General features: G+C 70.1%; 21 protein-coding genes and 1 pseudogene. 9 read left to right on the top strand and 13 right to left on the bottom strand.

Annotated features, from left to right (window positions below; all coding sequences use genetic code 11):
• Window positions 1–188 (bottom strand): transposase (locus G3576_RS29665; protein WP_164698104.1); only part of this gene is annotated, 188 nt, incomplete at its 3' end.
• A gap of 348 nt (window positions 189–536) precedes the next feature.
• Here G3576_RS29665 and G3576_RS29670 point away from each other — a divergent pair.
• Window positions 537–3,257 carry a glycosyltransferase gene (locus G3576_RS29670; RefSeq protein WP_164698105.1) on the top strand — a complete coding sequence of 907 codons (2,721 nt, stop codon included), beginning with the start codon at window positions 537–539 and terminating at the stop codon, window positions 3,255–3,257.
• 52 nt (window positions 3,258–3,309) lie between these two features.
• Window positions 3,310–4,070 (top strand): annotated as a pseudogene (locus tag G3576_RS29675) (IS5 family transposase).
• Window positions 4,071–4,361: 291 nt separating this feature from the next.
• On the opposite strand, the gene G3576_RS29680 reads toward G3576_RS29675, so the two are convergent.
• Together G3576_RS29680 and G3576_RS29685 are read right to left on the bottom strand one after the other, a co-directional pair.
• Complete coding sequence (locus G3576_RS29680) at window positions 4,362–5,561, bottom strand: nucleotidyltransferase family protein (RefSeq protein ID WP_164698107.1); 1,200 nt, start codon at window positions 5,559–5,561, stop codon at window positions 4,362–4,364.
• Between the two features lie 58 nt (window positions 5,562–5,619).
• A complete protein-coding gene (locus tag G3576_RS29685) occupies window positions 5,620–6,582 on the bottom strand; it encodes a sugar-transfer associated ATP-grasp domain-containing protein (protein ID WP_164698108.1) in 963 nt (320 codons plus the stop codon).
• A 655-nt stretch (window positions 6,583–7,237) separates the two neighbouring features.
• On the opposite strand from G3576_RS29685, the gene G3576_RS29690 reads away from it, so the two are divergent.
• From G3576_RS29690 to G3576_RS29710, 5 genes are read left to right on the top strand one after another with little or no spacing between them, the layout of a single operon-like run.
• Window positions 7,238–8,179 carry a hypothetical protein gene (locus tag G3576_RS29690; RefSeq protein WP_164698109.1) on the top strand — a complete coding sequence of 314 codons (942 nt, stop codon included), beginning with the start codon at window positions 7,238–7,240 and terminating at the stop codon, window positions 8,177–8,179.
• A gap of 4 nt (window positions 8,180–8,183) precedes the next feature.
• Complete coding sequence (locus G3576_RS29695; protein ID WP_164698110.1) at window positions 8,184–9,032, top strand: sulfotransferase domain-containing protein; 849 nt, start codon at window positions 8,184–8,186, stop codon at window positions 9,030–9,032.
• A gap of 14 nt (window positions 9,033–9,046) precedes the next feature.
• Window positions 9,047–9,343 carry an HPr-rel-A system PqqD family peptide chaperone gene (locus G3576_RS29700; protein ID WP_164698111.1) on the top strand — a complete coding sequence of 99 codons (297 nt, stop codon included), beginning with the start codon at window positions 9,047–9,049 and terminating at the stop codon, window positions 9,341–9,343.
• A 4-nt stretch (window positions 9,344–9,347) separates the two neighbouring features.
• Complete coding sequence (locus G3576_RS29705; RefSeq protein ID WP_164698112.1) at window positions 9,348–11,228, top strand: asparagine synthase-related protein; 1,881 nt, start codon at window positions 9,348–9,350, stop codon at window positions 11,226–11,228.
• The gene (locus tag G3576_RS29710) at window positions 11,225–11,674 is read left to right on the top strand and encodes a lasso peptide biosynthesis B2 protein (protein WP_164698113.1); all 450 of its coding nucleotides are present in this window, start codon (window positions 11,225–11,227) and stop codon (window positions 11,672–11,674) included. Before G3576_RS29705 ends, G3576_RS29710 begins: the two co-directional genes overlap by 4 nt.
• Window positions 11,675–11,683: 9 nt before the next feature.
• Here the strand turns inward: G3576_RS29710 and fcl are convergent, their stop codons facing one another.
• Genes fcl through G3576_RS29740 form a run of 6 tightly spaced genes read right to left on the bottom strand, consistent with a single transcriptional unit; the run spans window position 11,684 to window position 17,899 of the window.
• Entirely contained in the window at window positions 11,684–12,634 is a 951-nt protein-coding gene (gene fcl / locus G3576_RS29715) for a GDP-L-fucose synthase (RefSeq protein ID WP_328730119.1), read from the bottom strand.
• The gene (gmd, locus tag G3576_RS29720; RefSeq protein WP_164698114.1) at window positions 12,627–13,712 is read right to left on the bottom strand and encodes a GDP-mannose 4,6-dehydratase; all 1,086 of its coding nucleotides are present in this window, start codon (window positions 13,710–13,712) and stop codon (window positions 12,627–12,629) included. The genes fcl and gmd overlap by 8 nt, the downstream gene beginning before the upstream one ends.
• Window positions 13,713–13,740: 28 nt before the next feature.
• Window positions 13,741–15,006 (bottom strand): polysaccharide biosynthesis protein, encoded by a 1,266-nt coding sequence (locus tag G3576_RS29725; protein ID WP_164698115.1) that lies wholly within the window; start codon window positions 15,004–15,006, stop codon window positions 13,741–13,743.
• 10 nt (window positions 15,007–15,016) lie between these two features.
• A complete protein-coding gene (locus G3576_RS29730) occupies window positions 15,017–15,757 on the bottom strand; it encodes a methyltransferase domain-containing protein (protein WP_164698116.1) in 741 nt (246 codons plus the stop codon).
• Entirely contained in the window at window positions 15,754–17,106 is a 1,353-nt protein-coding gene (locus G3576_RS29735; RefSeq protein WP_164698117.1) for an O-antigen ligase family protein, read from the bottom strand. The genes G3576_RS29730 and G3576_RS29735 overlap by 4 nt, the downstream gene beginning before the upstream one ends.
• Window positions 17,107–17,116: 10 nt before the next feature.
• Window positions 17,117–17,899 carry a metallophosphoesterase family protein gene (locus G3576_RS29740; RefSeq protein WP_235952538.1) on the bottom strand — a complete coding sequence of 261 codons (783 nt, stop codon included), beginning with the start codon at window positions 17,897–17,899 and terminating at the stop codon, window positions 17,117–17,119.
• A 210-nt stretch (window positions 17,900–18,109) separates the two neighbouring features.
• Here G3576_RS29740 and G3576_RS29745 point away from each other — a divergent pair, with 210 nt between their 5' ends.
• The gene (locus tag G3576_RS29745) at window positions 18,110–19,081 is read left to right on the top strand and encodes a UDP-glucuronic acid decarboxylase family protein (protein WP_328730121.1); all 972 of its coding nucleotides are present in this window, start codon (window positions 18,110–18,112) and stop codon (window positions 19,079–19,081) included.
• A gap of 163 nt (window positions 19,082–19,244) precedes the next feature.
• Complete coding sequence (locus G3576_RS29750) at window positions 19,245–20,585, top strand: outer membrane beta-barrel protein (RefSeq protein WP_164698119.1); 1,341 nt, start codon at window positions 19,245–19,247, stop codon at window positions 20,583–20,585.
• 112 nt (window positions 20,586–20,697) lie between these two features.
• On the opposite strand, the gene G3576_RS29755 is transcribed toward G3576_RS29750, so the two are convergent.
• The 4 genes from G3576_RS29755 to G3576_RS29770 all read right to left on the bottom strand — a co-directional run bounded on the left by G3576_RS29755 (window position 20,698) and on the right by G3576_RS29770 (window position 25,714).
• On the bottom strand, window positions 20,698–21,882 hold the full coding sequence (locus tag G3576_RS29755) for a glycosyltransferase family 9 protein (RefSeq protein WP_164698120.1): 1,185 nt from the start codon (window positions 21,880–21,882) through the stop codon (window positions 20,698–20,700).
• The gene (locus G3576_RS29760) at window positions 21,882–22,859 is read right to left on the bottom strand and encodes a glycosyltransferase (RefSeq protein WP_164698121.1); all 978 of its coding nucleotides are present in this window, start codon (window positions 22,857–22,859) and stop codon (window positions 21,882–21,884) included. Before G3576_RS29760 ends, G3576_RS29755 begins: the two co-directional genes overlap by 1 nt.
• Complete coding sequence (locus tag G3576_RS29765; RefSeq protein ID WP_164698122.1) at window positions 22,849–23,478, bottom strand: hypothetical protein; 630 nt, start codon at window positions 23,476–23,478, stop codon at window positions 22,849–22,851. The genes G3576_RS29760 and G3576_RS29765 overlap by 11 nt, the downstream gene beginning before the upstream one ends.
• Before the next feature lie 79 nt (window positions 23,479–23,557).
• Complete coding sequence (locus G3576_RS29770) at window positions 23,558–25,714, bottom strand: GumC family protein (RefSeq protein ID WP_164698123.1); 2,157 nt, start codon at window positions 25,712–25,714, stop codon at window positions 23,558–23,560.
• Window positions 25,715–25,947: the final 233 nt, after the last annotated feature.

The raw sequence follows: 25,947 nt of genomic DNA on the forward strand, positions 1-25,947 counted from the left end.
CCCGACCCGCAGCCCATCTCCACCGGCAGCCGCTCCCACGGCGTGCCGGTGACCAGCACGAACAGGATGCCCGTCAGTGCCGCACGGTCCGGCAGGCGCGGCCGACCGGCCATCGGCTTCGGGCGCTCCGGCGGTAGCAGCGGCTCGACCGCCGCCCAGAGGTCATCGGAGACACGGGGCCTCGCCATACCAGCACCAACGCACCAGAGCAGGTTTCGTTAGACGCTCTTAGTATCCCGACTTCAATCTCGCTATCCAACCGCCTCCAGAGCAAAGCCATATCAGCCCCATGGGAGCGAATTTCCGCAGCCTCTTAAAAAGGCTGGCAAGTCCACTGCGTGCATAATGGAGGCTGGACACTGCGCTCGCTAGCGATATGATTGCGCTTCGGTATCGCAGCGTTGCGGCCGGATCCCTGAACGGTCAGTGCTGGTCTTGCCCGCGGGGCTCGGCAACCCGGGACATACTGCCCCCTGCGGCGTAACCCCTTCTCCACCGTCTTAAGGCCCCGGCTCACATAACGGAGATGTGCTCGATTGACACGGATACGCTGGCTGGAGGGGCTTTACGACGATAACTGGATCGCCCAAACCGCGTCCCTGCAACTCGTAGGCGTCAAGACTTTAGGGTTCCGATTCTACTTACCGCCGCGCAACGGCAACTCCGCGAAGGCAGTTGTGTTCGTCGCCGGCTCGACCGAAGTCGGGCATGCGCTACTGCATCGTGACCAGATCACGACGGTCACGGTGGACATCCCGCCCATATGCGCCAACGGCGAACTTGAGATCAATGTAGCGGAGAGCGAGGCGGTCATCGACGACTTGCGCTCGCTTGGAGCAGTATGCGTAGAGATCGAGGTCAATGGCGCGGGATGGCATGGTGTCCGGGTACAGCCAACCGCGTCTGTTGGGGAAGTAGGCGGCGCTGGCTTGGGCGTTACTTCCACGCCCAGCGTATCGGCTAGCGAGACCGCAAGCACAATCGACACCTATGCTGATGTGCGCCCCTATTTCGACGCGCGCTTCTACCGCGGACGAAAGCCGGAGCTCAGCGGCTCCGACGATGACCTGTTTATCCACTACCTAACGACAGGCTGGCTCGAAGGGATGGACCCGTCCCCGCAGTTTTCCACTGAATTCTACATTGCGAACGATCCTGCTCTTCGCGAGTGCGGTGTAAATCCGCTCGTCCACTGGGTGCGTCACGGGCGTGCAGAACAACGATTAAGATTCGTGGGTGATCAGATCGTTGTGCAGCGCGAGACGCTTTTGTCCCCGCCAGCGGCGCTTGCGGCGGTGGGACTTACGGCAGACGATCTAAACGCTGTCGCGGACCTATTCGATGCGGCATTTTATGCAGACCAAGCCGAAGGCCTGGCGAATGCCGGTTTCGATTTGCTGCACCATTACATGACGGTTGGCTGGCGTCATGGGCTCAATCCCTCGCGCTGCTTTTCCACTGAATTCTACCTGCGCAGTAACCCTGAGCTTGCCAATGCGGGCGTCAATCCGCTGCTACACTATGCTCGCGCTGGTCGACGCGAGAAGCGGCCGGCAATCCCGTATGCTTGGGCGCGGCAGGAGCAATACCGGCCGTTGGTCTCCGTCATCGTTCCCAACTATAATCACGGCCGCTTCCTTGCAGATCGCCTAGCGTCAATCTATTGTCAAACGTATCGCAATGTCGAACTCATCCTGCTCGACGACTGCTCAAGCGATGACAGTCGCGGGCGGCTCGATCGCCTTGCACTTGATTCGCCCTTTGTTGTGACGAAGGTCTACAACGCGCGAAACTCGGGTAACGTGTTCTCCCAGTGGGAACGCGGCTTCCAGATTGCCACTGGGGAGCTCATCTGGATTTGCGAGAGCGACGACAGTTGCGAGGCTGACTTCCTCGAACGGCTTGTGCCCTATTTTGCCGATCGTGCGGTGATGATCTCCTTTGGGCGCATTCAGTTCTGCGACGCCACACTCACCCTGATGCCGGGCCTAGACGCATATCGCGAGAGTGCGGAGGCTGGCATCTGGGCGCGCCCCATCGTCCGGCCGGCTGCCGAGTGGTTCAGTCGTGGGTTCGGCAAGAACAATGTTATCGCCAATGTGGGCGGCTGCCTCATCCGCCGGCAATCGCTTGAGCCGGAGATCTGGGCAGAGGCGCGGACCTATAAAATCTGTGGAGATTGGTATCTCTATATCCAATTGGCCGCGGGTGGCCGGATCGCTTTCGACCCTCGCGCTGTCACGTACTTCCGGCAGCACGGCACGAATACGTCTGCCTCTAATTTTGGCCAGATGTACTACTACGAAGAACATCAACGCATCCTAGGCGCGATTGCCGAGAGCTGGGACATCCCAACGGAAACTCGTGACGGCTTCGTTCAAAGCTTAACCGCCCAATGGCGACACTTCCGAATGGATGAACGCCACGGCGACATCGCCTCTGCGCTGCCAGGCTTGGCGGAGTTGTCTCGGCGCAAGCGCGAACATATTGTTATTGGCAGTCTCGGCCTCATGCTCGGCGGCGGCGAACTGTTTCCCATTCATCTCGCCAATGCGCTGGTCCAGCATGGGCAGCGCGTGTCGATGATGTGCATGAACCTGACTGATATGAACGAGGAAATTCAGGCGCGCCTCGATCCGCGCATCCCTGTCTATGACGCCGATGAGGCGAAGAGCACCGGGCCGTCCGCCTTTCTGCAGCGAATCGGCGCCACCATCCTACATTCGCACGTAATTAACGTAGATGACCTTTGCTTCAAGCATGGACGGGCTTTGGACGGCTTTCCCTATGTTGTCACCCTTCACGGCTCGCATGAAGGCGCCCACCTCAATATTGACGCGCTGCTGTTCCGCATGTTGTGTCGTGTGTCCCGCTGGGTTTATCTGACCGAGAAGAACTTGCGCATCTTCGGTCGTGCTCCACTTGATTTCTCGGCCATGCGCAAGATCCCGAATGCGATGCCGCGTGACGATCGGCCATTCCCGCACAGTCGGTCGGCGCTTGGTCTTGATGACAATACAGTCGTCTTCGCGTTCGTCGCGCGTGGCATCGAGCGAAAGGGCTGGCGTGCATCCGTCGAGGCGGCACGCCTGTTGCGGGTGCGCCACCCCGATCTGAACTTTCATGTGCTGATGGCTGGTGAAGGCCCCAAGGCGGACGAGATCGCCGCCGCGACGCCGCCCGACCTGCCGGTCACCTTCCTCGGCTTCCAGTCATGCATCAACGGACTCTACCGCCTAGGTTCTGTGGACTCTTAGGATTCCCTTGCTGAGTGAGGCGTGATTCAAGGCTGCCTTTTGGAGGCGGCGGATGGGTGTGGCGGATCGGCTGATCCTGAGCGACGCGCAATGGGCGCGGGTCGCCGAGCACATCATCGGGGATGAGCGGAGCTGCGGCACGTCGGGCCGTGACAACCGGATGTTCGTCGAGGCGGTGCTGTGGATTGTGCGTACCGGCTCGCCCTGGCGCGACCTGCCGGAGGCCTTCGGCAACTGGAACAGCGTATTCCGTCGCTTTTGCCGATGGAGCACGAAAGGCGTCTGGCAGCGCATCTTCGCGGCCATGGCCGACGATCCGGACTTCGAATACCTCATCATCGACAGCACCATCGTGCGTGCCCACCAGCATGCGGCGGGAGCAAAAAAGGGGCTGGCGATCAGGCCATTGGTCGCTCGCGTGGCGGCTTGAGCACAAAGGTTCACCTGGCCGTCCGCGGGCTCGGCTGCCCCGCTCGGATCGTGCTGACCGCCGGGCACCGCGGTGACGCCCCCCAGGCCATCGCCCTGCTCGGAGACGACCGGCCTGATGCCGTCCTGGCCGATGCGGCCTACGACGCTGACTACTTCCGCCAGGCCATCGCCCAAGCAGGGGCCATCGCCGTTATCCCGAACAACCCCTCGCTAACCTTCAAGCACCCGCTGAACAAGACGCTCTACAAGGAGCGGCACCTCATTGAGTGCTGCTTCTCGAAGCTGAAGCAGTTCCGCCGTGTCGCCACCCGATACGAGAAGACCGCCCGCAACTACCTCGCCGTCGTCACCATCGCCGCCACGGTCCTGTGGCTCAGGTAAGTGTCCACAGAACCTAGGGGCTTTTTGCTGCCCAGAGCGCCGGAAGCAGAAAACGGGCGCTGAAGCCGGCGCAGGGAATCGCCGCTGCCTGGCCAGTGCCGGGGATTGACGGCGATCCGTCCCCGAAGCGGGTATCGCCAGATTGATATTCGGTCGGTCGGTCCGCCGTAGCGTGGAACGAGGCTGCCCTCCTTGCGGCTGGCTCGCGGGTCACCGCGCGCCGGTTCGCGCCTGCCTCCTGCCGTGCCTCGGATGACGGCGCGGGCGTCGTGCTGACGATGGGCGTGTCGGTCAGGACCGCGGGCCGACACGCTTCGCCTCGCGCCAGGCGGCCACCTTGCGGGCCAGCAGCGCGAAGGGGCGGAAGGCCGGGTAGAGCCACAGGAAGGCCGGCGGCAGCGGGAAGCGGTTCAGGTCCGTGGGGTTGGTCAGGTCCGCGCTCAGCTCATGCAGCCGCGCCCTCAGTCCAGGCTTGAAGCTGTAGCGGTGGATGTGGCGCGCGACGGCGTCACGCAGGCGGGGCAGGCGCCCCTCCGCCGAGGCGGCGCCGAAATGCCGGGCGATGAAGCGATTCGCGCGGTCGCGATCGGCCTGGCCGACGGGTAGGCCGGCGTCGGCCTCGACCTCGCCGAACAGGCGCGCCCCCAGCAGCGTTGCCAGCCGCATCTCCCGGTCCAGGCCCAGCGGCGTGGCGGCTTCGATCGCGCTTGCCGCGGCGGCTGGCGTGTTCAGCAACGCGGTCATGTCGGCGATCCAGGACAGCCGGTCCCAGCGATGGTGCGCGCCGTGTACGCAGAGATAGAGCCGCAGCAGCGCCTCCGGCAGCGTCGCCACGCGGTGGCCGGCCAGGGCGATGATGGTCCGCTCTTCCCAGATGGCGTCGAACTCCACCGGCAAGCGGTGGTGGTTGGCGGTCAGGCGCTGGTGCAGTTCCACCAGCATCCCGCTGCCCTCGTGCCGGAAGCCGATGTCGCGCAGCCGGTGGCCGGCCGCCTGCCGTAAGCCCTCGGATGGCAGGGGCTGGAGCGGCGCGTAGCCGGCCTCCCCCAGCAGCGCGACGGCGGCCCAGAATTCCGCCGGGGCCACCAGCAGATCGATGTCGCCGGGGTCGCGCAGGGCGAGCTGGCCATGCAGCTGCAACGACAGCGCCTGGCCCTTCAAGGTCAGCGGCCGCAGCCCTGCGTTTTCCAGCCGCGCGGCCAGGCGCGCCGTCTCCGCCGCGCAGGCCAGCGCCCGCTGCGCCTGCCGGCGCGCCAGGCGCCGCAGCGCGTCGGCGGGCGCATCCGGTAGCGGGAGGCCTTCAAGCCCGTGCGCCAGCAGCCCGAGGCAGCGGTGCCGCAGCGCCGACCGCAGCACGCCGTCCCAATCATGGTCGGCGGCAAGGATGGCCGCCAGATGCGGGGATCCCCGCCCGAGGGCACGCCCGACGCCCAGGCAGAGCAACTCGAAGCCGGGATTCAGGGCGGGCAGTCGCCCCGACGGGGGATGCATGCGCCGCCTCGCCAGCCATGCGGGCAGCGTGGGAAGCGCTGCCCTGGCGCCTGTCGCATTATCGGTGATGGCGGGGGGCGTCCAGTAGACCCGCCGCGGCTGCGCCGACGGCGGCCCAGGCCGTGAGCAGGGGCGCGAGCGGCCCGGCATCCAGACCGTCAAGCCCCGGCAGGGAGGCCAGGATCCAGTTGCCGGCGCTGTTTCCCTCCAGCAGCACCGGGCCTGCGTCGGTGACGATCATGTCCCAGTGTATCAGGGGAACGGGGGGCAGGGCAGTCATCGCGCGCAACGCCACGGCGACGGCGTCGGGAAAGGCAGGCACGGGCAGCCCCTCCAGCCTGGCGCCGTTCCAGGGCAGCCGCGTCGTGCGGCGCCGCGGCGCAGCCAGGGATCGGCCCGGGGCAAGCAGGCCGGTTGCGGGGTCCAACGCGGCATGGATGGCCCCGTCCAGGAAATGGTGCGGGCTGCGGCCGGGAACGGCCAGTGTGAGCAGTGCGCCGTGCAGGAAGGGCATGCCGCCGGGGTGGCGGGCCGTGGCGAGGCGCAGCACGGGCGCGCGCCCGGCGACGACCCAATCGGCCAGCGCTGCTGGTGCCATCAGCCTTTCCTGCACCAGCATGTCGTCCCGCCGGGTCAGCTGTTCCAGCCGTGCCGCCAGGGCCGCCGGCGCCAACACGCGGCCATCCAGCAACCATTCCCCCGCCTGCCAGGCCAGGGTGAACGCCCCCCGGCCACCATGGCCGTGGCGCGGCTTCAGGAACAGGGCACCCTGGGCCGCGTGGCGGGCCAGCGCGGGAAGGTCCGGAGTCTCCCCCCGCCGCAGCATCCCATGCAGCGCGGGGAAGGGGATGCCGGTGGCAGCCAGATGGTCCGCCGTGGCCAGCTTGTCCGCCAGCAGCGCATGGGCCGCCGAATCGCCCAGCCGGGGCAGCAGCAGCGCGGCGGCGCGTGCCGGCAACGGGTGACGGCCGCCTGCGACGTCGCGCCAGACATGCGCTTCCATGGGTCGGGCGCCGGTCAACACGCAATCCGCCAGGATGCGCCATACCGGGGACCCGCCGAGGCCGCGGTGGCGTGCGTAGGCCAGCGTCTGCAGCAGAGCCGCAGCGGGCCAGGCTGCGCGATCCGCAACGCGAAGCAGCGCACGAAGCGGCAGTGGCCGCGTGCGGCGCCATGCGGCGGCGGCGCGGCGCCGCAGGGCATCCAGATCCGGATCGGGCCCGGCGGCCCAGCCCAGCCCATCATGAGGCAGACCTTGCCAGAACCGCTTCAGGGCCAGCATTGCCCAGGATCTTCGCGGCCGGATCCCCGGGCGAGCGCCTTGTCCTGAGCGGGGTGGTTTAGCGTGGCAGCGCGTCGCTGGGGCTGCCGCTCCGCGCTCAGGACCCTGCCTTCAGGAAAGAAGTTCCCTCAACGCCCGAGGTGCCGCCGCCGCTGGTCAGGGCGCCGATGTCGGCATCCTCGATGGCCGGCTTCAGCCATGGCTTTCGCGCCTGCGCCGGGGCCTGCGCCGGGGCATCGGCTGGGACCTGCAACTTGCTCCCGTCCATCGATATGATCCTTGTGCACGCCGCATCACGAGGCCGTAACAAGGCAGGCTGTCCAATGTCAATGACAGTGCATCGCCCCTGGACTTCTCTTGCCAGCGGGCACTACGGCCCTACAAGCGGCACGTCGTGATTGAACAATCCGCACCGCCCTATCGCTATCGGATATCCGGGCTGATCGTCGCGTCCGACGTCGCGCTGCCGATGCGCACGCTGCTGGACCCGATGGGCACCCCGCCCGCCGACGTGACCATGAGCCACGCCGCAGTGCCGGATCGGCTGGATCAGCCGACCAGGGAGGGGCCGAACTGGACCGCGGATGATCGCCGCCTGCTGCTGGACCTGCCTGGCATCGGACGCTTTCTGGCGGAGGATGGGCGGCGGCTGGCCCTGTCGCCGGCGCCGGGCGTGGCGCTGGAGGACATCACCGTCTTTGCCACCGGCACCGGCCTGGCGGCGATCCTCTACCAGCGGGGGGCGATGCTGCTGCATGCCTCCGCGGTGGTGCATGACGGGCGGGCCTTCCTGTTCTGCGGTCCGAGCGGGGCCGGGAAATCGACCCTGACAGCGGCCTTGACCCGGGCGGGCTGTGGCTTCCTGTCCGATGATGTCTGCGCCATCGAGCCGGCAGCCGAGGGGCCGCCCCTGGTGCAGGCGGATGGCCGGGTGCTGCGGCTGTACCGCGACAGCATCGGGCATGTCGGCCTGGCTGATGCCATGGGCCCGCCGGTGCGCCAGCAGGTGCCGAAATTCCACGTGTCGCCGCCTGGCGGCACGGCGGCAACCGGCGCGGGCGTGCCGGTCGCGGCCATCTACGCGCTGATGGAGGCCAGCCCGGCGACGCCGCCCGGCATCACTCCCCTTGCGCCCGTCGCAGCAGCTCAGGCCCTGCTGCGCCTGTCCTACCGTCGGCGCCTGGCGCTGGCCTATGGCGGATCCGGCGGGCTGGCGCCCCGCATCGCCTCCCTGCTCCACCATGCCGGGGTCTGCGTCCTGCACCAGGATCGTGACTTCGCCGCCTTGGACGGGACCATCGCGATGCTGTTCCGCCACTGGGACACGCTGCGCTGACACCATGGCAGCCTTCCCCGCCGGGCTCGTCTGGCTCGCCTCCTATCCCAAATCGGGCAACACCTGGATGCGGATCCTGCTGGCCAACCTGCTGGCAGGGCGGGCGGAGCCGGCGGACATCAACCGGCTGTCGGAGGAAGAGTCGCTGATGGGCCGGTGGCGCTTCGGCGACGACATGCTGGTCGATGCGGACCTGCTGGACTCGAGGGAACTCGCGCGGATGCGCCCCCTGCATGCCGGATTCGTCGCTTCCCGCCAGACAACGCCCTTCTTCTGCAAGACGCATGACCGCTTCGCGGGGGAGGATGGCGCGCCCAGCCTCGGCGCCGCCGCGCGGGGTGCGGTGTACCTGCTGCGGGATCCCCGCGATGTAGCGATCTCCCTGGCCTACCACCTCGGCGCGACGGTGGATGAAGCGCTGGCCCGCATGACGGATCCAGCGCATCATTTCGGCGGTGCGCGGCAGCTGCCCTACCTGCTTGGCGACTGGGGCGGGCATGTCGCGGGCTGGACAGGGCAGGGGCTGACCCCGACGCATGTGGTGCGGTACGAGGATCTTCGCCGTGACACGGCGGCCGTGCTGCGCGGCGTGCTTCGCTTCCTGGGCGGGCAGGCGACGGAGGTGGAGGTCAGCCGCGCCATCGCCCATTCCAGCCTGGAGGCGTTGCAAGGGCAGGAGGCTGCGAAGGGCTTCCGGGAACGCCAGCCCGGCCAGGCGCGCTTTTTCCGCGCCGGCCAGGTTGGCGAATGGCAGCGCGTCTTGACGCCGGCCCAGCTTGAAACGATCGAGGAGCACTTCGGCGCCGTGATGATCCGCTTCGGCTACGCCCCGGCCGGCGCGACACCGGGATGAGGGAGGAAGGCGGCATGGGAGAACCGGCGACGAGCCGCGCGGGAGGCGGCCCGGTCCACCAACGGGCCGATGATGTCTTCGCGGCCGCGCTGCACGACCAGACCCTGCTGCTGCACGCGACGACCGGTCGCTACCATGGCTTGAACCCGGTCGGCGCCCGGATCTGGGAGTTGCTGGCCGAACCGATGGCGGAGGCCGCCTTGGTCCAGCGGCTTGTCGCGGAGTTCGAGGTCACGGAGGAGGAATGCGAGCGCGAGGTATCGGCCTTCCTTTCCCTGTTGCGCGATCGCGGGTTGCTGGCCGCGGGCTGATCCGATGCGGCTGATCTGCGGCCTGTTGCGCCGGGATGGCCAGTCGGCCACCGCCGCGACGCTGGACCGCATGGTCGCCGCCATGACCGCGCCCGGCCTGTCGCCTAGGGTGACGCAGCGGTTGTCGGGCGCACTGGGCCTTGCGGTGCTGGACTTCACGGGCGCGCCCGCAGCGCTGCAGGCCGGGGATGGCTGGACCGTCGCCGCCGATGCGCGGCTGGATCGGGCCGAGGGGCCGGCGGAGGCTGCCGTCGCGGCGGCACTGCGCCGGGACGGCGCCGATTTCCCCGACCATCTCGATGGCGACTTTGCCGTGGCGCTGTGGCGGCCGGACAGGCAGGAGCTCTGGCTCGGGCGCGATTTTATCGGCGCTCGGCCCCTGGCCTGGACCTGGCGAGACGACTGCTTCGCCTTCGCCAGCCTGCCCAAGGGGCTGCACGGCGCCGGCATGGCCTCCGCCACCATCGACCCGGTGGCCCTCGGAATCCAGTTGTCCCAGCAGTTCTTCCACGGCGCCGGTAGCGGCTTCGCCGCCATCGCCTATCTGCCCGCCGGCCACAGCCTGTGCGTTCGTCCGGGCGATGCCGGGCTGCCGGAGCCGCACCGCGCCTTCCGCCCCGACCCCGCCCGGGTGGGGCGCTGGCGTGGTTCCCCCGAGGCGGCGGCCGAGAGGCTGCGCGACCTGGTGCGGGATGCCGTGCTGCGACGCCTGCCCCCCGGCCAGCCGGTGGCCTGCCACCTCAGCGGCGGCTTGGACAGTTCCGCCATCACCGTCCTGGCCGCCCGCGCCGCACGGGCTGCCGGCGGCCGCGTGCTGGCCCTCAGCATGGCCAGCCCGCAGGCGGTGGGGCCGCCGGAGCTGGATGAGCGGCCGATGATCGCGGCGGTGCTGGCGCAGGAGCCCGACATCGCCCATGCGCTTGTGCATGACATGCCACCGATGCCGGACCAGGCCGAGGATCCGGACTGGCCCGGCAGCCTGGCGGACGGGCCCGACGATCGCATGATGCGGGAAGCCGCCGCCTTTGGGGCGCGGCGCCTGCTCAGTGGCGTCGGCGGCGATGAGGGGGCGACCTATAACGGCGCCCACCTTTATGGCCGCCTGTTGCTGGAGGGACGGCTGCGCACCCTGTCGCGCGAATTGCCCGCAAGGGCGCGGCGGGATGGCGTTCCCCTGCGCCGCGCCATCCTGGCGCGGCTGGCCGTGCCGCTGATTCCCGACTTCCTGTGGCGATGGCTGAAGAGGCGGCCCGGGGTGATGGACCCGCGCCTTGGCGCCGTGCGCTACCTGAGCCCCGCCTTGCGCGAGGCGGTGCTGGCCCGCCGGATGCTGCCGATCCTGCGCCGGAACAGCCCCGCGGAACGCGTCCGCGCCTTTGCGGATCATCATATTCCCTCCCGCTGCGCCTTTCACGCCATCATGGGCGCTCGGCATGGCGTCGCACCCAGCTTCCCTCTCCTGGACCGTCAGGTCGTGGAGTTCATGCTGTCCCTGCCCACGCCGATGTTCCTGGCCGACGGACAGACCAGGCAGCCCTTCCGGCGTGCCATGGCCGGCATCCTGCCGGACCGGGTAAGGCTGTCCCGGCACAAGGTCGGCCTCTTCGATGGCCGCTTCCTGCACTATGCCGATCGCAGGGCCGCCCTGCTGGCGCGGCTGGCGACGCTGCGTGGGGCCGCAGGCATCGGTGACCTGTTCGACCTGGATGCCATCGAGGCCGGGCTTTCGAGCCTGCCGGTGGCGGGGCGGGGCGAAGGGCATGTCCGCGCCGCGCCGGGCGGGCTGGCGGCCGGGCAGCCGGCCTGGGTTCCACTGCTGGCGGTCGCCTTCCTGATCGCGGCCTGCCGGCTGTCCGGTGCGACGCCGGCGGAGAAGGGATCATGACGGCGATCCCGGCCTGGCGCCGTCGCTGGCGGGGCCGGGCACTGCAGCTGGAAGCGACGCTGGCCCTGTCGGTGGCGGCGTTGGCGCTGCGCCTGCTGCCCTTCCGGCACGCCGCCCGCCTGCTGATCGGCAGGGCCAGCGCCGTGGATGGCGGACCGCCGCCACTGCCCGCCGGACCGGATCCGCCCCCGGATGAGGCCTCGCTCGTGGCCTGGGCCGTCACGCGGGCCAGCCGGCGGCTTCCCTTCCCGACGCTCTGCCTGCGCGAGGCCATGGCGGCGCGACTGATGCTCGCGCGCCGCGGCCATGCGACGACGCTGCATCTCTCGGTCCGCATGGGGGGCGGGGCCGAGGCCGCGGCGCATGCCTGGCTGACCCTGGGGGGGCAGGTGGTCATCGGCGGGGGCAGGCCGGACGGGCAGGCGGAGATCGTCCGGTTCCGCTGAGGCCGGGTTTCAGCCGGCCGCGTGGACAAGGTACCAGTCATAGGCCTGCGCCAGGCCATCCCGCAGCGGGATGCGCGGCGCCCAGCCCATGGCGGTGATGCGCGTGGTGTCCATGCGCTTCAGCATCGTGCCGTCCGGCTTCGACGCGTCCCAGGCGATGCGGCCGCGAAAGCCGGTCAGCGCCGCCACCGTCTCCGACAATTCGCGGATGGTGATGTCGGTGCCGGTGCCGACATTGACGTGGTCATGACCGGAATAGCGCCGCAGGAGCAGGGCGCAGGCCTCCGCCAGGTCGTCCACATGCAGGAATTCCCGGCGTGGCCGACCACTGCCCCAGCAGGCGACCTCCTCCGCCCCGCTTTGTGCCGCCGCGTGGAAGCGGCGCAGCAGCGCCGGGATGACGTGGCTGTTCTCGGGATGGAAATTGTCGCCGGGGCCGTAGAGGTTGCAGGGCATGGCGGCGATGTAGTCGCGCCCATGCTGCCGCCTGTAGGCCTGGCACAACTTGATGCCCGCGATCTTCGCCACCGCGTACCATTCGTTGGTGGGCTCCAGCGGCCCGGTCAGCAGCGCGTCCTCGCGGATCGGCTGCGGCGCCTCCTTCGGATAGATGCAGGAGGAACCGAGGAACAGCAGCCGCCGCACGCCGGCCAGGTGGGCGGCATGGATCAGGTTCGCCTCGATCATCAGGTTGTCGTAGATGAAATCGGCGGGGTAGGTGTCGTTGGCATGGATGCCGCCGACCTTGGCCGCGGCGATGACGACGGCGTCGGGGCGCAGGTCCTGCATGGCCGCCTCGACGGCCGCCTGCCGCCGCAGGTCGAGCTCCTCCCGACCCAGCGTGAGCACCGTGGCGCCCTGTGCCACGAGGTTGCGCGCAATACCGCTGCCCACCATGCCGCGATGGCCCGCGACCCAGATGCGCCGCCCGGCCAGCGCGAAGTGATCTGCCTCAGCCATGGCCGATGGGCACCGGCGTGGGGCGGGCTTCCGCAGCGATGGTGGTGATGTCCGCCGCCACCATCTCCGCCACCAACTCGGGAAGGTCCACCGTATGGCGCCAGCCGAGCAGGCGGCGCGCCTTGGATGCATCGCCCAGCAGGGCGCGCACCTCGGTCGGGCGGAAATAGGCGGGGTCGATGCGGACCAGGACGCGACCCGTGCGCGCGCAACGTCCGACCTCCTCTTCGCCGCGCCCTTCCCAGGCGATGGCGACATCGATGCAGGCGAACGCCATCTCCGTGAACTGCCGCACCGTATGGGCGCGGCCTGTCGCCAGCACGAAGTCGTCGGCGACGGAGTGCTGCACGATCCGCCACATGCCTTCCACGAAGTCGCGCGCATGGCCCCAGTCCCGCACGGCATCGAGGTTGCCGAGGTAGAGGCAGGGTTGCAGTCCGTGATGGATGGCGGCGACGGCGCGCGTGATCTTCCGCGTCACGAAGGTTTCGCCGCGCCGCGGGCTCTCATGGTTGAACAGGATGCCGTTGGAGGCGTGGATGCCGTAGGCGTCGCGATAGTTCACGGTCATCCAGTAGGCGTAGAGCTTGGCGGCTGCGTAGGGGGAGCGCGGGCGGAAGGGGGTCGCCTCGTCCTGCGGCGTGGCCGCCACGTCGCCATACATCTCGCTCGTGGAGGCCTGGTAGAAGCGGGTGCGGGCCCCGGCGCCGAGCAGGCGGATCGCCTCCAGCAGCCGCAGCGTGCCGATGCCATCGGCATTGGCTGTGTATTCGGGCATCTGGAACGACACCGCGACATGGCTCTGCGCGGCCAGGTGGTAGACTTCATGCGGCTGGATGTCGGCCAGCAGGCGCAGAAGCGCAGTGGTGTCCGTCACATCGCCGTAGTGCAGGAAGAAGCGGCCGCCCTCCTCATGCCGGTCGCGGTACAGATGGTCGATCCGCGTGGTGTTGAAGGAGGAGGCACGACGCTTCAGGCCATGGACGACATAACCCTTGGAGAGCAGGAGTTCCGCCAGGTAGGAGCCATCCTGCCCGGTGATGCCTGTGATCAGCGCGATTCTGCCCGTGCTGTCCATCGCCCCCGCCCGTTGCGCCCCCGCGTGATCATAGGCGCGTGGTCCCGCCCGGACAACGCGCGGGCAGGGCGGCGCCAAGCCGCCGGGCGCGCACCACCGTCGCCGCCGCCTGCGCCCACAGGGCCGGGTGCAGCGCCGCCACCATCACAGGTGCGGAGGCCGTGAACCCCGCGGCGATGGAGGCCAGGAGGACGCCTGCCGTGGCCACGCCCTGCAGCCATGCCACGAAACGCACCTCCCCACAGGCGAGCAGCGCATAGGCGGCGGGGGAGGCGATCGCGATCGGCAGCAGCAGCAGCAGCAGGATGCGGAAGACCGTCACGCCTTCCGCGAAGCCGGGACCAAGGGCGAGGGGAAGCAGCACCGGTGCCGCCGCCGCCAGCAGCCCTGCGCCCAGCCCCGTGGCGGCGGCGGCGGCGAGCGTCAGCCGCTGCGTGGCGCGCCGGGCCACGATCGGATCGTCGGCGAAGGCGCGCGCCATCAGCGGATACAGCGCCTGCAGCGCCATCTGCAGCAGCCCCGAGAGCCCCATGACGAGGCGCAGCGCCCCCGCCAGCAAGCCCAGCTCCGCTTCCGTCAGCACGGCGGCGCCGACCAGCAGCGGCGCGGCCCAGAGCAGGGAGGAGAGCAAGCCTGCCACACCGAGATGCGCCGCCGCGCCCAGCATGCCGCGGTGCCAGGCCGGCGCGCCCAGGGCCGGCAGCCGGCGATGCGCGACCAGGCCGGCCACGAGCAGCGCCACGCCTTCCGCCGCCGGCAGCGCCAGCGGCGACGCCGTCAGCGACAGGAACAGCCAGGTGGTGGCCAGCAGGATGGCCCCCTGCAGCGCCCGCACCCGGCCATAGGAACCGGCCTCGCCGAGGGCGCGCAGCGCCCAAGCCGGATTCCACGCCGCGACCAGGGCGGCCAGGCCCTGCCCCAGCAATTGGGCGCCGAGCCCTGCCGGGAGCGTGACCGCCGGCAGCAGGACCGGCAGCGCCAGCACCAGGCCGAGCAGCAGGAGCATCGCGAGCGTCGCGGCCAGTTTCAGCGCGGTGGTACCGCGGATGGCCGAGGCGACCCCGCCGCTCGCCAGGGCGACGGCCCTCGTCCCCGCCATTTCCGGCCCGCCCTGCGTGACGTTCGCGGCGATGGCGGCGATGGACCAGGCGAGGCCGGCCACGGCCAGGCCCGCCGGCCCAAGCTGCCAGCCCCCCAGCGTCAGCGCCCCGAGCTGCGCCAAGCGGAGCACCGCATCCCCACCCGCATTGCCGGCCAGTTGCCCGGCGGCGTGACGCAGCGTGATCCCCTTCACCGCGACGGCTTCATCCCCCCGGCGCGGTGCCAGGACGCCGGGCGATGTGCCAGGTATCGCAGGCCAGCTCATCCGCCCCGCGCAGGCGCAGCAGCAGCAGGTCGGTCAGCAGCAGCGGCGCGGAGGGCCAGAGCAGCAGCCAGCGCAGCGCCTGACGCAGCGGCGCGAAGCCCAGCGAGAGCAGCAGCGCGATCCATTCGCGCAGGATCCAGGCCAGCATGAAGCCCGGCCCCATGAATGTGCCGGCGGCCACCGGCTCCAGCCCCGCGCGGCGAAGCGCGGCCTGAAAGCCCGCCCGCGTCCAACGGCCGAAATCGGCGCCGGCGTGAAAAGGCTGGAGGAAGGGCGCGGTCAGGCACCAATATCCGCCGGGGCGCAGGCAGCGGGATGCATGGGCCAGGAACGCCTCCGGGTCCTCGACATGCTCGACCACGAATTCGCACCAGATCAGGTCGAAGCAGCCATCGGCGAAGGGCAGTTCATGGCCGTTGGCGACCACGTCGGGGCCCGTCTCCGCATCGATGTCGACGTTCACCATCCCCGGCAGGTGGCGCCCCCCGCTGCCGAGGTGCAGCACGCGCCACCCCTCCGCCCGGGCCTGCGCCAGCAGGTCCTGGCAGGGCTGGCCGCCGGTGAAGCCGCGATAGGGACCGTATTTGAGCAGGCGGACCATGGTGTAGAGCCGCGGCATCCGCCGCACCCGCCCGCGCGCCACGAGCCGCAGGTGGCGGAGCTTCTCCCGGAGGGTCACGCCCGCCGCCCGGCCGGCATGGGGAGCACGGCCCGCGGGTCAGCCGGTAGCGGGCGCAGCGCTTCCCGCTGCAGGGATAGCGCGCCAAGGCCGAGGCCGACGACGGACCAGAACCATATGCCGCCTTGCGGCCCCTCCAGGTAGACATCGAAGGTGGCGTTGACGAGGGCGGCGGCGAGATACGCCAGCACCCAGCCATTCAGTCGTTCCATCCCGCCGAAGCCCATGGCGCGCATCCGGCGGCTGGACCGCACGAGCCCCACGAACAGCGTCGCCGGCACGGCCAGCCACAGCAGCAGCCCCGGGACGCCCGCCCGCGCCAGGAAGGTGACGCTGCCATTGTGCGGGCTGCGCAGGCTTTCCTCCACGTCCACCTGGAAGCCGTAGAAGGTGGCGAGGTTCAGGCCGAAGCCATGCCCTGTCCAGATGAGGTCGCCGAATAGCGTGTCCTCCACGATGGCCTGCCACCAGTCGAGCCGCCAGACGATGTTCGACACCAGCTCGGACTGCGCCGCGCTGGCGCCGAAGTTGAAGATGCTGAGAAAATTCGATGCGATCTGCCCGCCGGATACCTCCCGTCGGTCGCCGCCGAGGCTGACATCCAGCAGCCCGATCGCGAGCAGTGCGGCGATGCCGAGCGAGGCGAGGCCGAGCCAGCGGCCGCGGCGCGGCGACAGGGCCAGCAACACCGCCATGGCCGCAATGACGGACAGCAACCCGCCCCGGCTGGTGGACCCCACCCAGAGCAGACAGACCAGCGCGCTACATGCCGTGGCGATATCGATGGCGAGGTCGCCGAGGCTGCGCCGCGGCAGCGTCAACTCCCGCAGCCCGAGGAACTGGAAGGCGAGCAAGCCGGCCAGGTGCACGCCCAGGTCGCCCGACTTGACGAAGAAGAAGTCGCTCGACCCCGGTTCGAAGATCGTCGGCTGCAGCAACAGCACCACCGGCATGACCGCGATCGCGATGTAGGCCGCTCGGCCATAGGCGCGGGCCGCGGCATCCAGCGCCGCCGCCTGCGCCAGGAAAGCGCCGGCCAGGATGGCGAAGCCCGCATAGCCGTAGATGGCGGCATCCCGCAGGGCGTCCATGCCCTCGGTCTCCACATAGGGGAGGGTACGCAACATGCACCAGGCGCAGAGCAGCATGATCGCCCATGTCGTCGGCAGGTGGAGCAGCAGCGCGATGCGGGGGGAGAGTAGGAACATGGCACCGGCGAAGACCAGCACGACCTCGCCCACATACACGGGCGGCAGGCCGAGATGGGCGAAGCCCCGCCCGCCGAGGAGATAGCCGAGCAGCAGAAGGCCGATCGCGGCCAGCCCCGCGCGGTGCGGCAGCGGGATCATGCCCTGCACCTCACGCCCCGACCGAGAGGAAACGCAGTTCCTCTCCCCGCAGGAAAACGGCGCTGAGCATGCCGCTCATGTAGGCGCCGGTATCCACCGCGATCCGCCAGGGGTGGCGTTCCGGCGCGCCGACGACGGTGTGGCCATGCACGATGATCCGCTCATGCGGGCCGGGGTGGGAGAGGAAGGGTTCGCGGATGCCGAGCAGGTCTTCCGCCACCTGGTCCTGCATCCGGCGACGCGGACGGATGCCCGCATGGACGAAGGCGTAGTCGCCCGAGGCCGCCGTCATCGCCAAGCTGCGCAGGAAGGCCAAGTGGTGGGGGGGCAGCGCCGCTACCAGCGCATCCCGCAGCGCGCTGAGCCGGCGTGGGTCGGTCGCGCCGACCGAGGCGCGGATGCCATAGCTCGCCAGCGTCAGCGCGCCGCCAACCTCCAGCCACCAGCCATGGGCCACCGGGTCCTCGATGAAGTCGACCATCAGCTGGTCGTGGTTGCCGCGCAGGCAGATCCGTTCGCAGCCGGCGAAGGCGTCGCCGCTCAGGAACTCGATCACCTCCCGGCTGTGCGGCCCTCGATCCACATAATCGCCGAGCAGGATGACCTGGCATCTCAGCCCGGCGGCATGCGTGACCCTGTCGGCGGCAATCTCCGCCTCCAATCGCCGCAACAAAGTCGCTTCGCCATGCACGTCGCCGATGGCATAGAGCGCGACGCCCTCCGCCGCCCGGGCAGGAAGCGCCGTGGCAGGGTCGTCGCCCCGGAAGACGTTGCGAAGCAGCCGTCCGAACAACGACAGCGATACCCCCGATTGTGCCAGACAAGAGCTACAGCTAATCTAAACCTGCGGGCGAAGAAAGCCCTGGCATTGCGCGCGGCCGGCTGCGGGCGCCGTGTCTGGTCGCCCTTGACGCATCACAGCCAGGGATCCTTGCCCCGCTTGGCCCAGGAACAGCAGATCCCGTCGGCCCGATCTGTGGCTAAGCGGCCAGGCCGGATCCTCGTGACCGGCGGCGCCGGCTTCCTTGGCAGCCATGTGTGCGAGGCCTTGCTGCGGAACGGCGAGGAGGTTGTCTGCCTGGACGACTTCAGCACCGGCACGCGAGCGAACCTGGCGCATCTGGAAGGGCATCGGGGCTTCCGGCTGCTGCAGGGCGACGTCGCCGCGCCGGTCACGGCGGAGGTTGAGGCAGCGCAGGTGGACGCGATCTACAACCTCGCCTGCCCTGCCTCTCCGGCGCAGTATCAGGCCGACCCGATCCGAACCCTCAAGACATGCGTGTTCGGCGCCGCGACCATGCTCGAGTTCGCGCGCTCCCGCGGCGCGGCGATCCTCCAGGCCTCGACCAGCGAAGTCTATGGGGACCCGCAGGTCCACCCGCAGCCCGAGCATTACGTCGGCCACGTCAACCCGATCGGCCCGCGCGCCTGCTACGACGAAGGCAAGCGATGCGCGGAGACGCTGTTCTTCGACTACCGCCGCCAGCATGGTCTCTCGGTGAAAGTCGCGCGCATCTTCAACTGCTATGGACCGCGCTTGCGGCCGGGCGACGGGCGTGTGGTGTCCACCTTCATCGTCCAGGCGCTGCTGGGCCAGCCGATCACCATCCATGGCGATGGCCGCCAGACCCGGTCCTTCTGCTACGTCTCCGACCTCGTCACGGGCCTGCTGGCCCTGATGCGCACGCCAGATGCCGTGACCGGGCCGATGAACCTCGGCAATCCCGCCGAGATACCGGTGGCGGAACTGGCAGAGATGGTGGTGCGCCTGACCGGATCGCGGTCGCGGCCTGTCTTCCTCAAGGCCGCTGTGGATGATCCGCGGCAGCGCCGGCCCGACATCACCCAGGCCCGCCAGGTCCTGGGCTGGGCGCCGTCCGTCCCGCTGGAGGAAGGGCTGCTCCGCACCATCGCCTATTTCGACCGCGTGCTGGCAGGCGGGGAGGGGGCGGCCGCCGGCCGCGCGATGGCATGATCGCGCTTCGTGCGAAGTCGCCTCTCGGCCGGCGGGTTGAGATTGGCAGGGGCGCAACGAACGTGTAGGTTGCGCGATGGCTCGGTCGGGCGCTTCTGGTTGCACGCCCGTCAGCCTTCCACTGCCGCCAGCTCCCCCGGGGCTCAATCGGGAACGCCCGCGCATGCTGCAACGACTGGTCCTGCCGTTGGGCGTCCTCGCCTTCATGGCGCCCGCCCTGACCGCCCCAGGCGGCGCCCTGGCCCAGGGCATCGACTCCAGGCTGCCGACCGACAAGGCCGAGGATCCGCGCCGCCAGGGGAACAGCGCGCGGGTGACGCAGGAACGCTCTCCGGAGAATGACCGCACGGGCGAGAACGACGCCCACCGCGTGGCGCCGGCCTACATCGCGCCTGGCGTCCGCGTGGGCAACTTCATCATCAACCCCTTCGTGGAAGCGGAGGGGCGCTACAACTCCAACATCTTCGCCCAGCCCGCCGCGCGGTCCGACTTCATCACGCGCGTGACGGCCGCCGGGGCGGCGCGTAGCGACCTGCCGGTGCATGCCGTCAACGCATCCGCCCGCATCGATAGCTACACCTATTCCCGCTACTCCAGCGAAGACCGGGTGGATGGTGAGGTGACGGCCAATGGCCGGCTCGACATCAGCCGCGATGCCTGGATCTATGGCGGAGCCGCCTATTTCAGCACGCATGAAGATCGCGGCAGCCCGGATGACCGGCGCGGCAGGGAACCGACGCGCGCATCCGGCTATGTGGCGGAATCCGGCAGCGTCGCGCGCTTCGGCGCCATCTCGCTGGGCGCCGACATCCAGGCGACGCGCCGCGAATTCGACGATGTCTCGACCAGCACCGGAACCCCCATCCGGAACAGCCTGCGCGACCGTTGGGAATTCGTCGGCGCCGCCCGCGCGGCCTATGAATTCTTCCCCGGCTACGCCGCCGTCGCGCGCGTGGAAGGCAATATCCGCAACTACGATTCGAGCGTGGACACGCTCGGCTTCAACCGGGACAGCCGCGGCTTCCGGACCGAGGCGGGCATCGGCGTCGACCTGACGCAGCTGATCCGCGCGGATTTCCTGGTGGGTTACCTGCAGCAGGATTACGAGGATAACCGCCTGCGCGATGCCAGCGGCTTCTCCACCCGCGGCGTCCTGAACTGGACGCCGTCGCGCCTCACGGTCGTGGCGGCATCGCTCGACCGCACGGTGGTGGAGACGGTCACCAATGCGTCCAGCGTCGTCCGCACCGCCGGCAGCGTGGTGGTGCGCCACGAGCTGGCGCGGAACACGGTGCTGACAGGTTCGGCTTATGCCGCCTATGACGAGTTCAGCGGCCTGCCGCGCGAGGATACGACCGTCGGCACGCTGGCGCGCATCACCTACGCGCTGACGCCCAACCTCTACGTCACCTCCAGCGCCGGCTATCGCCGCCGCACCTCCACCGCGCCCGACAACGGCTTCAACGAAAGCATCATCGCGCTCAGGATCGGCGCGCGGCTCTGAAGCGCTTTCCGATCGAGCCGAAGCAGCTTGATCGGATTTCGTGCTTCAGAAACGATAACTTCCAGAGCACGAGATCCGTCCGGCTGGACGGATTGCGCTCCAACCCTCGGCCTCAGCGCGCCGCTGCGTCGTCCGCACACAGCGACGCGACGGCGGCTGCCACCGCCTGCACCGGAATGGCATCGACGCAGGGCGCCGGTTCCGCGGGGCCGGGCCGGAAGCGGCATTCCCACTGGCAGCCGAAGCACGGCATCGGCCGCACGGCGACCAGCGGCTGGCGCGGCGTGAACAGCGCGGAGTCCGCATAGCCCAGGAAGCGTTCGGTCGGGAAACCGCCGCCCGCGACGCAGACCGATGGCACGCCCAGCAGGGCCGCGAAATGGATCGCGGCGCTGTCATTCGCGACCACCAACCGTGCACCGCCGATCACTGCGGACAGCAGGCGCAGGTCGCGGCCGACAAGGTCCAGCACCGGCACCGTCGCGTGGCGCAGCACCGCATCCGCCACCGCGCGCTCCGCCGGCCCCCCGCACAGCACGGGCGCGATCCCGAAGCCCTCCAGCAGCAAGGTGGCAATCGCCGCAACCCGGTCAGGCGGCCAGCGCCGCAGCTCGGACCTCGCGCCAGGCGCCAGCACGGCATAGCGCGGCGGCAGGCCCAGCCCTTCCAGCGGCGCGGCCGGCACGGCGGGTGCGGCCTCCCGCTGCGCCGGCACGCCGATCAGCGGCAGCAGAGCCTCGTTCCGGCGCAGCTCGGTCTTCTCCGCCGTGCGATGGAGTTCGGTGTGCGCGCGTCCGCCCAGCCAGCGTTCCAGCGCCGTTGCATTGGCCGTGTCGCCCACCCAGCCGACGCGGCGCGGGGCAGCGCTGGCGCGCATGATGGCATCGCCGGTCAGCAATTCGCGTGACCAGGTCGGCTGGATCGCGACCGTGGGCGCCAGCCGCCGGATGCGGGATAGCAGCCGCGCGCGGTAGAGGGGCTTCGCCACGAAGCGATGGCGATGCACCCCGATGACCTCATCCGCCAGGTCCGGGATATCCGCCACCCAATCCGCAAAATCGGCATTGGCGACGACGACGATTCGCCAGCCTCGCTGCTTGAAACTGCGGGCGATGCGCGTGGCGGCCGGCAGGCCCAGCAGGAAATCCCCGATCCGGTCGAGCCTGACGATCAGCAGCACCGGAACGCCCCCGGGGCCCGGGCGCGCGCCTGCGCCCGGCAGCGGGTTGCGCAGCAGCGGATCGCACAGCCAGGCACCGAGGCCGAGGACCGCGCGGGCCAGGCGGCGCGCGCGCATCAGCGTCGGGCCGGATAGGGTAGCACCAGGTGCCGCGGGCCGCCGACCATCTCCGCCCACGCACCCAGTGACTTGGCCAGTCGCGCGCGCAGCGTCACGCCCCGTGCCGCAGGCAGCAGGGCGGCGAGGGGCCGCAATGCCACCAGGGCCGGCAGGGTGAGCAGGATCGCCGCCGTCTCCCGGCACAGGGCCCGCTTGCCGCGCAGCCGCGCCAGCCTGACCCGCAACCGGCCCTCCCGCGCCTGCTGCTCCATCAGCCAGGCCGGCGTCAGCCGTTCCGGGTGCAGCGGGTGGGTGACGCGCAGACGCGCGGACCGGACCACGCGCAGCCCCGCCCGGGCGTAGATCTCGCAGAGGTCGGTATCCTCCCCCCCCACCGCTGCCTGCCCGGCCGGTCCCTCCGCGCCATGGCCGAGCGCTGCCCGCGACCGCTCCGGCGCCAGGTAGAGGCTGAGACTCGGGTGCCGCCGCACGGCCAGGCAGGCCCCGATGGGGTAGCGCGGGTAGAGGCAGTCCTCGATCGCGGCCGATAGCGGGATCACCGGAAGGGCCGACAGGAACCGACGCGGGAACCAGGGTGGCAGCCCCGCCAGGCTCGTCGCCTCCACCGAACCGCCGACGACGCCGATGGCGGGATCGGCGAAGAGGTCGTCGATGCCGTCGAGCAACCCCGGCGCCACGCCGACATCGTCATCGAGGAACAGCAGGATTTCCGCCGGACTGGCCGCGATGGCGCAGGTCCGCGCGTGGTAGAGGCCGGGCCGGTCCTCGGCCAGCGCAACGAGCAGCGGCTCCCGCGCTGCCTGGTCGGCGAGCCAGGCGCCGGTGCCATCGCAGGATCCATTGTCCACCACCAGGACCCGCGTGCCAGGGCGCCGGTGCGCGATGGTCACCAGCGCGGGCAGCAGCGTGCGGAGGCGATGCAGCCGGTCGCGCGTGCAGACCGCGATGTCGATGCGCGCGCGATCAGCGGCCACGGTCCGGCCGCCATGCCTCCTGCGGCGCCACGCCGTCCAGCGCCGCGTGCAGGAATGCCCCGGCCGCCGGATCGGCGGCGATCGCCCGGATGATACCCGGTTCCGTCACCCAGGCGCGCCGCAGCAGGTGCTTCAGGAGTTCGGTCGTCTCGTCATCCAGCAGGGCTTGCAGCCGCAGGCCGAGGCGGATGCGCGGTTCGGTCAGCGCCGGCACGAAGCCGCCGGTGAGGAGCGACAGGCGCAGCGCCGCCACCGCCCCCGCCAGATCCCCGCGATGTTCGCGCAGCAGTGCCAGCCGGTTCCAGCTGCTGGGCTGGACCGGCGCCAGGGTCAGCGCCGATTGCTCCGCAGCCTCCGCTGCCGCGAGCAGGGCGTCCTGCTCCGGGCCTTCGGCCAGCAGCGCGCGCTGCAGCAGCAGCAGGCCCCGCTCCGCCTCCCGCTCTCCTTCCGGCACCCAGGCGGCGGCGCGCGCCAGCGCCTCCGTCGCCGCGGCCAGCGCTGGCGCATCCGGCACGGCGCCGGCATGAACGGCCCGCACCGCGTCGCGGGCTTGCAACGCAGCGACAGACGCCATCAGGCGCGGCAAGGCCAGGGCCAGGGTGGCGGAAGCCGCGGCCATGACCAGTAGCGCGGCGACCCGTTGGGACGCGGTCGCCGGTCGCGGCGCGGAAGCGGCCACGTGCCGCGGCGCGGTCGCGCTAGCGTCCGTAGTATTCGGCATAGCGCCCGTAATACTGCCCGTAATCGCCATAGCCGTAGCGGGCATGGCGGCGGCGGTCGATCTGCGCCAGGACGATGCCGGCGGGCGGCGTGCCGTCCGCGCGCAGCATCTTCACGCTGGTACGGACGGCATCGCGCGACGTCGCGTTCCACTTCACAAGGAACACGACCTCATCCACCAGCGGTGCCAGCACCCGCACGTCCGAGACGGCGAGCACCGGTGGCGTGTCGACGATGATGCGGGTGTAGCGCGCCGCCAGGGCCGGCTTCAGGGCGGCGAAGCGCGCCGCCTGGAACACGGTCGTGACGTCCGCACGGCGGCCGGCCGGCATGAAGTCCAGCTTCGCCTCCGTCGTGGTGCGGGCCGCGGCATCCAGCGTCGCCTCGCCCGCCAGCAGGTCGACGAGGCCGGTCTCGTTCGGCACGCCGAAGACGTCATGCAGCCGGGGGCGACAGGTATCAGCATCGATCAGCAGCACGCGTTCACCGGCGCGGGCGAAGGTCAGCGCCAGCGCGGCGGAGGTGAAGCTCTTGCCTTCCCCGGGTTCGGAAGAGGTGATGAGGATGAAGCGTGACTGGCCCGGCTCCCCGTCTCCGCCGAGGGCCGTGCACAGGCCGCGCAGGGCGTCGGAGAGGGCGGACCGCGGCTGCTCCGTCACGATCCTCACCACGTCCGGGCTGCGGCCCTGCAGCCGGGGGAGGATGGCGAGTACCGGGAGGTCCGTGACCTCCTCCGCCTCGTCTGCCGACCGCACGGCGTTGTCGAGCTTGTCGAGCAGGAAGACGAGGGCGATGGCGAAGCCGCTGGCCAGCAGGAAGGCCGCGGCATAGATCCGCATCGCCCGCGGGGCGGAAGGGGAGAGCGGAATGGTCGCGGCGGAGACCACGCGCGCATTGGGCAGCGCCATCTGCTGCTGCTCCCCCTCCCGCCGGAAGCGCGTCAGGAAGGTTTCGTAGAGCGCGCGGCTGGTCTCGGCGTGGCGCTCCAGCTCCCGCAGACGCACCGTGACCTCACCGGCAGAGTCCGTCCGGTCGCGCAGCGATTGCAGTTCCCGCTCCAGCGAGGCGACGCCGCTCGCCATCGCCTCCACCTCATTGGCGATGGACGTCACGATGCGGTCGGTTTCCGACCCCAGGCCCCGCCGCAGCTCGGCGAGTTCCGCGCGCAGGCCGATGGTGCGCGGGTGGCGTTCGCCGTAGACCTGGAGCGCCTCGGTCAATTCGCGCGCCTTGATCGTCTCCTGCTCCCGCAGCCGTTGCACCACGGGCGATTGCAGGACGTCGGTGGAGGTCCCGACTCCACTCCCGCGGTTCAGCGAACGGACCTGCGCGAGGCGCGCCTGGCGCTGCGCCAGGTCTGCGCGCGCGATGACGAGGCGAGAGTTCAGCTCCGACAGCTGCTGGTCGTTCACCGTCGCCTGCCGGCCGCCGGTGGCGCGCAGCCCGTTCTCGGACCGGAAGCGCTCCACCGCGCCCTCGGCGGTCGCGACATCCTGGCGCAGCCCCTCCAGCCGCGCGCCGAGCCAGTCCGTCAGGCGGCGCGCATCCTCGAAGCTGACCTCGAGGCGTTCGCGCACATAGGCGGCGGCGAAGGCATTGGCGATGCGGGCCGCCTTTTCCGGGTTCTGGGAAACGAATTGGATGGTGAGCACGAAGGACCGGCGGTCTGACGTGACGCGCAGGCGGGAAAGCACGCCGTTCAGGATGGCGGCGCTGCGGACCGCCTCCGCCCCGGCGGGGCTGATGGCGTCCTCCTCCGTCCGCCCGGGGGGGGGCGGGCGGGGTAGCCAGGACAGCGGGTTCAGCGAGCGCAGCAGGCCCGGCAGCGCGGCGGGGCGGCGCAGTTCCGGGTTGAACTCCGGATCGGTGTCCAGCCGCAGTTCCGCCACCACCCGCGCGGCCAGGCCGCGGGAGGAAGCGACGCGGACCTCCGTCGCCATGACGCTGTCATTGAGGTTCTGCGGCGGTCCTGCGCGGTCGCGCAGCACGTCGTTCGTGCCGGCGGCCTGCACGACGATCTGTGCCTCCGCGGTGAAGAGCGGCGTGGTCTGCTGGACGTAGAGCACCGCGGGCAGCATGCCGAGCACGAGGCAGGCGATGATGATGTATTTGCTGCGAAGCAGCAGGCGCAGCATCCAGCGGGCCGTCTGCCGCAGCTGTGCGGCACGTCCCGGCGTGGCAACGGGCGTGGGGGCGATCCCGCCGAACAACGATTGCTGTGTGACGAGGGACAAGGATCCGGCCCATGGAGACATGCTGGAGGGACGCGACGGCGCGCATCAACCGATTGTGTATCGCGTCGCACGCGCTCTCGCTACTGCGCCGATACGGTTTCCTTGGCCAGCGATCACGGAGTTGCGACGGGGGG

Source organism: Falsiroseomonas algicola (assembly GCF_011040385.1).
GTDB lineage: Bacteria > Pseudomonadota > Alphaproteobacteria > Acetobacterales > Acetobacteraceae > Falsiroseomonas > Falsiroseomonas algicola.